Here is a 9,893-nt window from a genome sequence, read left to right on the forward strand (position 1 = left end):
CAGTTGATACAAATCATACACGTATTATTTCTTCAAAACTTGGTTATCTTGGATTTTTTGGTTTCTTTGGTTTTTTAGGATTTTGGACTTTTCCCATTGATAAAACTATTTTCCCTTTCTTCTTCTTTGTATTTTTTGGTTTCTTTAGTTTCTTTTATGAAGGTAAATTATCCAATGTGCTAAAAGATGAATTGTTCAAAGAAAATGAAACGAAAGCTACTATCCAATCCTATAAAACAGGTTTCACTCTAATGTTTATTATGATTTGGTTAATTGGTATGGGCTTATTTAAAAGAAATACGGAATGGGCTGCAATATTCATGATAATCACTGTTTCATGTATTTATGCCTTAGTTTTATTCCTAAGTAAATACTTACTTTATAAGTATGAAACACAGGAGTAAAACATATGGAAAATGAATTCATTTGTAATCTAAAAACTTATCGCATTCAAGTCGGCTTAACTCAAGAACAGCTAGCTGATTTAGTAGGCGTTCGTCGGGAAACGATTATGCGACTAGAAAAAGCACAATATAACCCCTCACTAAAACTTGCGATAGATATTTCAAGAATTGTAAAAACACCAATAGAAGATATCTTCATATTTAGGTAAAAGGGAAACTCCACGATTCCCTTTTTAACTGTTTAAACTTTTCTCTATTAATTGGATTGTCTTCTCAAGTCCTGCTTCTAAATACATCTTGTTTGATAGTTCTAAAACATTACTCTTATAAAATACATAATGATGATCCAATTCTTGAATTGTATTAATTAATACCTCCGCATTTAATTCACTTGCTTTTATGGGTTTAGTGCCTACATCCAAACGATAGAGATGATTAGCAAAAGATAACTGATCTAACACGTGTGGAATTGGAATAGATGGTATACCATAATACATACTTGAAGCAGTTGTACCAAAACCACAATGATGAATAACCGCATAGCCTTGCTTAAAGAGCCAACTGTGGGGAACCGAATCAATAGCGATCATTGTTTCAGGTAATGTTACAAATTTGCGTGTCTTATTAAACCCCTGAATGATGGCACGTTTGTTTGTCCTAGAAAATGCTTCGATAAAACAATTTAATTTATTTACTTCTTCATTACTCTCAAAGGACATTGCACCAAGTGATAATAAAATTGGCTTTTCACCTTGAGCCAAAAACTGTTGTAACTCAAATGATGGTGTGTACTCATCCTCCTCTAAAAACCAATATCCTATCACTTTATTCTTTTCTTCCCAATACGGATTAGTTTCTAATACATATTTACTAATTGGTATTAAATTCAATTCTTTTGACATGACTTTATCCATTGATTTCACTTTTTTTAGATTATATTTTTTTCTAATTTGATTATAGGGTTTAGCCATTATCGGATTAATAAATGCTGCAACTACTTTATCTTTTAGTGTTTTCTTTCTCTTAGTTTCAGGCAACATTTCAGATTGAAGAGTTACATTAATTGTTTTTATTTTTAAAGATTCAGCTTCAGTTGCTCCCATTTGACTATGAGAAACGATAATTAAATCTTTGCCTTTACAACATTCATAGATTTCATTCGATGAATTATTAATTAATTTAAATACAAAATTCATTGTTTTCAACATACTAATCATTGGATTTTTACTTGTTCCACGTATCTTTGATGCTTCCATTTCAATATCAACATTGGGTCCTATCGAAACAAAATGAACCCCATAACTTTCTACTAACTTACGCCAACACGGATGACTTCCTAACGTTACATCAAATCCCTTATTTATTAAACCTTTTGATAATACAAGATAAGGCTGTATATCCCCTCTTGTACCCATTGAAAACATAGCAATTTTCTTCATATGAAACTCCTTCGCGATAAAATTTTTATATTTTATATTGTTGAACTACTTTTTTACCTAATAATGTAATTGCTTGTTTTGGACATTCATTCACACAACGATAACACATCGTACATTGTTGTTTTTGTTGTGCTTTATGATTCACTATTTCAATATTAGACATTGGACAAATATTTGCACATATTCCACATCCTACGCAATCCCTATTTATTCTTAATTTATCAGAATATGTTTTTGTTTTTGATTGAAAATATAAACGTTGTCCAAATAAACCTAAACATCTTGAGCCAAAACTAAGACCTACTTGTGGATATTGATTATTCTTTATTTGGGTTGCTATTTCATTTATTTTAGTCGAAGCATTTTGTATTATCTTTTGATTTACTTCATTACTATGTTTTAAAACTTTTTCATCACAAATACTATCTGGCATTTTAATATGAATTCCACCTCGTATTATTGCTCCATGTCGCTTTAATAATCGAGCCAACATTCCACTTCCATCACCACTAAACAAACCCATTGTTGCGATAATAAATATTTTCTTATTTTTCCAAATCATTGGATTATCATTAATAAAATCATATAGTATTTTTGGTATATTACTATATTGAACAGGATATGAAATATATATACACTCCGATTGAATAATTTCATAGATTGCATTTTTGTCTTCAATCGAAATTACTTTTGCACTTGGATCAATTTGTTTTACTAAATGTTCAATACAAAACTTTGAATTTCCAGTTCCACTAAAATATAAACCTATCATCCTTGTTCTCCTTATTTCATTCACTACTATTTTTTTGATTCCAAATTTTGTATAGATTGAATAGCGAATTTACCTTGTACTACCGCAACAGGAGTTCCTCCTGGCATCATTTGCCATTGACTCGCAAGCATTATGTTCTTTATCGGTAATGCATTATTCATAATCATCACCTGTTTATTCGTTGCTGTCATTGGATAAGACATGAATGATCCTTTGTATGCATTAACATAATTAATATATGTTTTAGGTGTTACTACATCCAATTCTTCTAAATCATCTGTATATCCACATTCATTGATAACAATGTCTTTAAATTTCTTTGATATTTCACTTTTGAAATTTTGGTATTCTTCTTGACTCATCTTAATCAATTGATCAGCCATATTTTCATTTGTAATAATATTGATTTGAATAACTGTTTTACCTTCATGAATAAGCGTCGGTTCATAACCATAATGTTTGATACCCACACACGAGAACTTCTTGCCCAAGACATCATATTCTTTTGTATGATAAAAAGAAGAAGAAACCACATTACTTAGATCTTTATTTGTGCGATATATGACACTGATTAAACTAATAGTTTCATAATTTTGCTTATCTAGATCTGCATTTTTTATTTCTTTAATTTCAAATTGTTTATTTAATAATTTATCCAATAAAAAGTGGACATCAGTAGCTCCTACAATGTAATCACCTTCATGAATTGTCCCATCACTACATTGAATTCCTTTTGCTTCATTATTATCAATAAGTATACCATTCACTTCACAATTCAAATGAAGTTGACCACCTAAATCCAAATATCGTTGAACAATTCTATCCACAAATGGTTTAGATCCCCCTTCCGGTATCCCACTGTTTTTAGAAACTAAACCAGCTAAAGTAACAACATTGGAGGATACATTATAACAATCTGGAACAAGTGCATTCTTAAAGAAAAAACGTAATTCTTCACTCTCAAATTGATTTGCAAAATCAACAATTGAAATATTACCATATGATTTCATAACTTTAATTGCTGGCATTGATTTCATTGCATATTTTATACCTTCCATCATTGACCATAAATGGAATGGTTTTTCTGCTGGTACATTTGTGGAATCTTGAACTTTAACAATTGACTTTAAGAATTTCTTGATGATTTTCTTATCATGATCAGTTGCAAAGCGATATAACTCATTTTCTAGTTTATTAATATCCGTATACATATTGATTGTTTTATCTTGATAATGCACCTCATAGAAAGAATCACAATCATATAGTTTTACAGATTCGTTTAATGCCCCAATTTCATTCCATATTTCAAATAGTTTTCCTTTTTTAGATTCTGTTAACCAATGTAAACACCCTTCGATATAACTTCCTTTACGTACCCAACCCGTACACAAGCCACCGGCATAAGTGTTTTTTTCAAATATTTCCACATCGTATCCTGCTTTTCTTGCATATATACCTGCAGATAAACCTGCAAGACCTGCTCCAATTATGATTATCTTCATCTATTTATCCTCCGTTTTGAACAATGACATCAATGCATTAAATTGATTTGTTAATCGTTTCGCAACTTCATCTTCATTAATATTTACCAAACCCAGATTTAATGAACATGCTAAACCATAAGTATAGATTGCCATCTCTAAATGATACTCAGTACCTTGTTTATCAGTTAAGTGATAGACATTAGTAAGTACTTGTTGAATGTCATCAGCATTAATATCTTCAAAGAATAATTCTTTATTCGTTTGTGGTTGCATATACAAATAGTTAAAAAGTCCTTTATACTCTTTCGCAAATTTAATATATCCCATACCTACACTTAAATAGGATGAGTATTTTTTACTTTCTCTATAATATTCAACACAATCACGATAAGTATTCTCTGCTTCAACCTTAAGCAATGATTTTAACTCATCCATGTTTTTAAATTCTGAATAGATTGGTTGTGTCGAGCAGGTTAATTGCTGTGCTAATTTTCTGGCGTTTAGATTTTCAATTCCTTCATTTTGTACAATCTCAATTGCAGCTTTGAATATCTTTTCTTTTCCAATACTTTTATTCTTTGGCATAACGTCTCCTAAATATAACATTCGTTATATAACTATTGTTATTATATTATTAAAAAAATAAAATTCAATAAAAAAAGCACAATTTGTGCTTATTTCTTTAATTCGTTATTTACTCTATCTTTAATTGCTTCTGGAATAAACTTGCTGATGTCTCCACCATTAATCGCAATTTCTTTTGCTACCGAACTACTTAAAAACGAATATTCTGGTCTAGCAACAAAGAAGAACGTTTCAATATTTTCATTCAACATCATATTTGCGGTAGCTTGTTGAAGTTCATATTCATAATCAGCCACAGCACGAATACCACGAATTAATGCTGTCGCATTAAGTTTTGTCGCAAAATCAACTGTTAACCCATTACCAATCACCACTTTAACATTGGGTAAATCTTTTGTGCATTGTTCAATCATTTCCTTACGTTCTTGTTGATCAAAGGTTACTTTCTTTTTTGGATTAACCATAATTGTTACATAAACTTCATCAAATACTTTACTCGCTCTTTTAATAATATCCAAATGACCATTTGTAATTGGGTCAAAACTTCCAGGGTAACACGCTATCTTCATTGAGATTCCTCATTTCTTTTATAGATAACAATTGAAGTAATCCCATAGATTGCTTCTTTCTTTATTTTAAATGATTTATACGTATCGGTAAAGACATCTTCTTTTAAGCCTTCACAAATAATGATACCCTCTTTATTTAGCATCAGGTTCATATCAATGAATGTTAGAATTTCATCATAGGATACCTTACCATAAGGTGGATCTAAATAAATAAAATCAAATGAAATACCATCATTTTTGAATGATTGAAGTGCACGTTTATAATCCATCTTCAAACAGATGCAATTTTCTACTTCTTTTAAAGCAGTGATATTTTCCTTAATTATTTTGATTGCATCAAAACTTGCATCAACAAAAACACAAGAATCCATCCCTCGTGATATACATTCCAAACCAATTGCACCAGAACCTGCAAACAAGTCCAATGCTTTTCCTCCATCAAAATATGGTCCAATGGATGAAAAAATAGATTCTTTTACTTTATCCAGTGTTGGTCTAGTATCTTGACCAGGTCTTGTTTTTAAAACCCTTGAACGGTGTTTACCAGCGATAATTCTCATTCCAACTCACCATTCCTAAATCTTGATATAACCGCTTGTGATATGCCTATCGCAACCATGGTAGCCATTGTACTTGATCCACCATATGAAATCATTAAAAGAGGAACCCCTGTTAGTGGAATTAGTCCTGTAACTCCCCCTACATTGAAGATAAAGTGAATGAGAATATACATTGCGGTACCAATCAAGATAACTTTGCCTTTTTCACTCTTCATCTTAAATGCATATTTAAATAGATTAACAATGATCAGCCCATAACATATGAAGATAACCATGAATCCAAGAAATCCCAATTCTTCAACTACAATTGCTAAGATAAAGTCAGTATTAGCTGCCGGAAAGTTTGTATACTTACGTACCGAGTTACCAAAACCAACTCCAAAGAATCCTCCTGATGCAAATGAAACTAAACCATTCACTAATTGATATCCCGCACCATACTTATCTGAAAACGGATTTACGGCAGATAAGATACGTGATTTTTGGTATTCTGCTAAAGGTAAATGCTGTACGAAATTCGCACCCAATGGTGATATTAAAAATACTACCCCTATAATTCCTGTAATGATTAATAAGAATATTATTTTTTGAAACTTAACTAACTGCGGATGTTGTGGAATCAAAAAGATAATAACTGCTATGGCAGCCATAACTACAGCCGAACCAAAGTCAGATTGAAGAATCGCTACAATCAATACAAACGAACCAATTAATACAGTGGGTGTTTTAATTAACTCCCAATCAGTTGGTTTCTTCATTTTTAAATCACATAAATAAACAGACATAACTAACATAATTGAAATCTTCGCAAATTCGGATGGTTGAATTGTAACTTCTCCTCCTGGCATAGGAATACGTATCCACGCTTTAGCTCCTCCTACTGATTGGAAAGCTAGTGCCAAAAGTAAAGAAACAAAAGTGATAATCACAACCAACGAAATATTATCCCTAAGTCGTTGAAACGTAAAAACTTTTGCCATCAAAAGCATCGCAACATACCCAATGACAGAGAATATGATTTGTTTCGCAACTACATTCACTAAATATATCGTATTACCAGCTGCAAGCCCCATGGATGCACTAGTAATCATTACAAGCCCAAAAAATACCAAAACAATGGTAGCGAAATGAATATATCGATCATATAAATAAGGCATTCTAAGTGCGCCAGACTTTCGCTTCTTTTCCAAATAATTCACCTCTTCCAGTATTTTATCATAAATATCCTTACTTTTTAGAACATTTGTCTTTAATTATTCTCAAAATTTGTTATCATTATAGATGAGGTTTTAATATGGAAATAAATAATAATACAATTGTAAAGGATACTGATCCTAAAATCAGAGAAAAATCTTTTCCTGTTGAACTACCTTTGAAGCAAGAAGATAGAGAAACTTTGGAAAATATGTTAATATACGTTAAAGAGTCAATTATACCCGAAATTGCAGAAGCAAAGAATCTAAGGCCTGCTGTTGGCATTTCTGCTATACAAATTGGTCTTCCAAAACAACTAACTGCTATATCACTTGTAGACTATGATAAAAACGATAATGAAATTCATTATGAATATGCTTTGGTTAATCCAAAGATTGTTTCTTATTCAGTACAAAGTTCTTATTTAGAAAATGGTGAAGGTTGTTTATCAGTTGAAGAACCCCATCAAGGATTGGTTCCACGTCATGCAAGAATTAAAGTTGAAGCATTTGATATGTTACAAAACAAGAACATTACAATAAAAGCGCAAGGTTATTTTGCAATTGTGCTCCAACATGAAATCGATCACTTTTCAGGTATATTGTTTTATGATCACATTGATAAAGAAAATCCCTTCAAACACATTGAAGGAGCTCAAGTAATTTAGAGAAAGAGGAAAATATGAAAGAAGTAAATTCTACAGGAAACAAATCACGAAAACAAAAAAAGAGTGACGTTACTGTAACGAAAGAAAATAAAATGAATCCACACACAGATACACAAATTTATGCATTAGGTGGTATGGGTGAAGTTGGGAAGAATATGTATTGTATCGAACACGATAATGAGATTATTATTATCGATTCAGGAGTACGCTTTCCAGAAGATAGCTTACTAGGTGTTGATTATGTAATACCTGATTATAGTTACCTTACTAAGAATCAAGCTAAAATTAAAGCATTAATTATAACTCATGGTCATGAAGATCATATTGGAGGAATTCCATTCCTTCTACAAACATTACGTTTTGATAAGATTTATGCTCCACGTTTTGCGTGTGCATTGATTAATAAGAAATTAGAAGAAAGAAAATTATCTAAAGCTTGTAAGCTAGTTGAGATAAATGATGAAACAAGAATTTCAACAAAGAACTTCTCTGTTGGTTTCTTCAATACTGTACATAGTATTCCAGATTCACTTGGCGTTTTAATTAATACACCAAATGGACGCATTGTACATACTGGAGATTTCAAGTTTGACTTAACACCAATTGGATCAAACTCAGACTATCAAAAAATGGCTTACATTGGGCAAATTGGAGTTACTGTCTTATTAAGTGATTCAACCAACTCAGGTGTTGCTGGGTTCTCTATATCAGAAAAGAAAGTAGCACAAGCTATTCTTGAACAAACTCGTAAAACCCCAGGACGTTTACTTGTATCAACATTCGCAAGTAATGTATTGCGTGTAGGACAAATTCTAGAGGCAGCTGTTGCATGTGGACGTAAAGTTGCAGTATTTGGTCGTTCAATGGAAAACGTCGTTGAGATTGGACAAAAACTAGGTACAATCAAGATTGATAAGAGTCATTTCATTACACCAGCTGAACTAAATACATTACCTGCCAACAAAGTATGTATTGTATGTACTGGTTCTCAAGGTGAACCCCTTGCAGCATTAAGCCGTATCGCAAATGGAACTCATCGTTTCATCAAGATTATTCCTGGTGATACTGTCATCTTCTCAAGTAGCCCTATTCCTGGAAACACAAATAGTGTTGGTGCTGTAGTTAATCAGTTGACTCGTGTTGGTGCAAACGTATTAGTTAACTCACCATTAACATCACTTCACACAACCGGACATGCTTCTCAAGAGGAACAAAAATTAATGCTACAATTAATCAAACCTAAATACTTTATGCCAATTCATGGTGAATATAAAATGTTAGTTCAACATACTGATACAGCAGTTGAAACTGGTGTTCCAAGAGAAAACTGTTTCATATGTAGTAATGGTGATGTACTTGTCATGAGAAATGGTGAGTGCTTCATGAGTGATGAACGTATTCAAACGGATGATATCTATGTTGATGGTAATGATATTTCAGGTTTATCTACCTCAGTTATCAAAGATAGACAATTGCTCGCGGATAATGGATTAGTTGCAGTTATCGTTACAATCGATTCTCGCTACAACAAAATCTTATGTCGCCCTAATATCGTAAGTAGAGGTTTTGTATTTATCAAAGAAAGTCAAACACTTCTAAAGGAAGCAGAAATTGTCGTTTATGAATCTCTTAAAAAGAAAATGGAAGAGCGCACAACATTCGGTGAACTTAAAAACTGTATACGTAGCTCACTAGAACCATTCTTATATAAGAAAACAAATCGTAATCCAATTGTCATACCCGTTATTTTAAATCAAAAAGCTGCAATGCAAGCAATGCAAAATAACGCAAAGAAGAGATTACCAAAAACAAAAGAAGCATAAAATAAAAAGTAGCCCTGAAGCTACTTTTTTTATCTTTTAGGAAAGGGCTCAACGATTAAATTAAAGACACAGCAATACTTATCGCAAGGCAATCCAAAGAATACCAAGAAAGTATCAATACTTTCTGTCTTCATGGAAAAAGATGAAGCAAGTCTTCAACATAGCTTTGAACACTACCACTCTTATTGGACTTTGATGAACTTGAAGTAGGAAACTAAAAACTAAGCTAATAAATTCTATGAGGGAAGAATTTGGGAACTTCATAAAGATTCTTTCATGATTTGTGTAACAAATCAATTTTCTTGCATACAAAAAAGGTGTATTTCTACACCTTTTCATTGTGGTTCTACAAATTCTGGTGTTGGTGAAAACTAACACCTTTTTTGTTTAATACAA

11 protein-coding genes are annotated in these 9,893 nt (G+C 31.8%); 4 read left to right on the plus strand and 7 right to left on the minus strand.

Annotation, left to right across the window (positions count from 1 at the left end; all coding sequences use genetic code 11):
• Together RR643_RS10030 and RR643_RS10035 are read left to right on the plus strand one after the other, a co-directional pair.
• On the plus strand, positions 1 to 404 hold a 404-nt coding region (locus RR643_RS10030; RefSeq protein WP_332483130.1), incomplete at its 5' end, for a DUF3796 domain-containing protein.
• A gap of 5 nt (positions 405 to 409) precedes the next feature.
• A complete protein-coding gene (locus RR643_RS10035) occupies positions 410 to 613 on the plus strand; it encodes a helix-turn-helix transcriptional regulator (protein WP_332483131.1) in 204 nt (67 codons plus the stop codon).
• Between the two features lie 24 nt (positions 614 to 637).
• Here the strand turns inward: RR643_RS10035 and RR643_RS10040 are convergent, their stop codons facing one another.
• From RR643_RS10040 to RR643_RS10070, 7 genes are all read right to left on the minus strand, one after another.
• Positions 638 to 1,843 (minus strand): glycosyltransferase, encoded by a 1,206-nt coding sequence (locus RR643_RS10040; RefSeq protein WP_332483132.1) that lies wholly within the window; start codon positions 1,841 to 1,843, stop codon positions 638 to 640.
• Positions 1,844 to 1,868: 25 nt separating this feature from the next.
• Entirely contained in the window at positions 1,869 to 2,615 is a 747-nt protein-coding gene (locus RR643_RS10045) for an EFR1 family ferrodoxin (RefSeq protein ID WP_332483133.1), read from the minus strand.
• Positions 2,616 to 2,641: 26 nt separating this feature from the next.
• The gene (locus tag RR643_RS10050) at positions 2,642 to 4,117 is read right to left on the minus strand and encodes a phytoene desaturase family protein (protein WP_332483134.1); all 1,476 of its coding nucleotides are present in this window, start codon (positions 4,115 to 4,117) and stop codon (positions 2,642 to 2,644) included.
• Positions 4,118 to 4,684, minus strand: a complete 567-nt coding sequence (locus RR643_RS10055; protein ID WP_332470101.1) for a hypothetical protein — start codon at positions 4,682 to 4,684, stop codon at positions 4,118 to 4,120. It lies immediately after the preceding gene.
• 89 nt (positions 4,685 to 4,773) lie between these two features.
• Positions 4,774 to 5,253 carry a pantetheine-phosphate adenylyltransferase gene (gene coaD / locus RR643_RS10060; RefSeq protein WP_332470100.1) on the minus strand — a complete coding sequence of 160 codons (480 nt, stop codon included), beginning with the start codon at positions 5,251 to 5,253 and terminating at the stop codon, positions 4,774 to 4,776.
• A complete protein-coding gene (gene rsmD, locus RR643_RS10065; protein WP_332470099.1) occupies positions 5,250 to 5,813 on the minus strand; it encodes a 16S rRNA (guanine(966)-N(2))-methyltransferase RsmD in 564 nt (187 codons plus the stop codon). The genes coaD and rsmD overlap by 4 nt, the downstream gene beginning before the upstream one ends.
• Positions 5,810 to 7,012 (minus strand): FtsW/RodA/SpoVE family cell cycle protein, encoded by a 1,203-nt coding sequence (locus RR643_RS10070; protein WP_332470098.1) that lies wholly within the window; start codon positions 7,010 to 7,012, stop codon positions 5,810 to 5,812. Before RR643_RS10070 ends, rsmD begins: the two co-directional genes overlap by 4 nt.
• Before the next feature lie 95 nt (positions 7,013 to 7,107).
• Between RR643_RS10070 and def the strand changes: the two genes are divergently transcribed.
• Together def and rnjA are read left to right on the plus strand one after the other, a co-directional pair.
• On the plus strand, positions 7,108 to 7,674 hold the full coding sequence (gene def / locus RR643_RS10075) for a peptide deformylase (RefSeq protein WP_332470097.1): 567 nt from the start codon (positions 7,108 to 7,110) through the stop codon (positions 7,672 to 7,674).
• 14 nt (positions 7,675 to 7,688) lie between these two features.
• Positions 7,689 to 9,497 (plus strand): ribonuclease J1, encoded by a 1,809-nt coding sequence (gene rnjA, locus RR643_RS10080; RefSeq protein ID WP_442878362.1) that lies wholly within the window; start codon positions 7,689 to 7,691, stop codon positions 9,495 to 9,497.
• Positions 9,498 to 9,893: the final 396 nt, after the last annotated feature.

Origin of the sequence: Anaerorhabdus sp. (genome assembly GCF_036637135.1) — a bacterium.
In the GTDB taxonomy this organism is placed as follows: Bacteria; Bacillota_I; Bacilli_A; order Erysipelotrichales; family Erysipelotrichaceae; genus Anaerorhabdus.

Bases quoted from the DNA above. Each gene is read 5' to 3' on its own strand.
- RR643_RS10035 (WP_332483131.1), top strand. From the start codon at position 410: ATGGAAAATGAATTCATTTGTAATCTAAAAACTTATCGCATTCAAGTC.
- RR643_RS10040 (WP_332483132.1), bottom strand. From the start codon at position 1,843: ATGAAGAAAATTGCTATGTTTTCAATGGGTACAAGAGGGGATATACAG.
- RR643_RS10045 (WP_332483133.1), bottom strand. From the start codon at position 2,615: ATGATAGGTTTATATTTTAGTGGAACTGGAAATTCAAAGTTTTGTATT.
- RR643_RS10050 (WP_332483134.1), bottom strand. From the start codon at position 4,117: ATGAAGATAATCATAATTGGAGCAGGTCTTGCAGGTTTATCTGCAGGT.
- RR643_RS10055 (WP_332470101.1), bottom strand. From the start codon at position 4,684: ATGCCAAAGAATAAAAGTATTGGAAAAGAAAAGATATTCAAAGCTGCA.
- coaD (WP_332470100.1), bottom strand. From the start codon at position 5,253: ATGAAGATAGCGTGTTACCCTGGAAGTTTTGACCCAATTACAAATGGT.
- rsmD (WP_332470099.1), bottom strand. From the start codon at position 5,813: ATGAGAATTATCGCTGGTAAACACCGTTCAAGGGTTTTAAAAACAAGA.
- def (WP_332470097.1), top strand. From the start codon at position 7,108: ATGGAAATAAATAATAATACAATTGTAAAGGATACTGATCCTAAAATC.
- rnjA (WP_442878362.1), top strand. From the start codon at position 7,689: ATGAAAGAAGTAAATTCTACAGGAAACAAATCACGAAAACAAAAAAAG.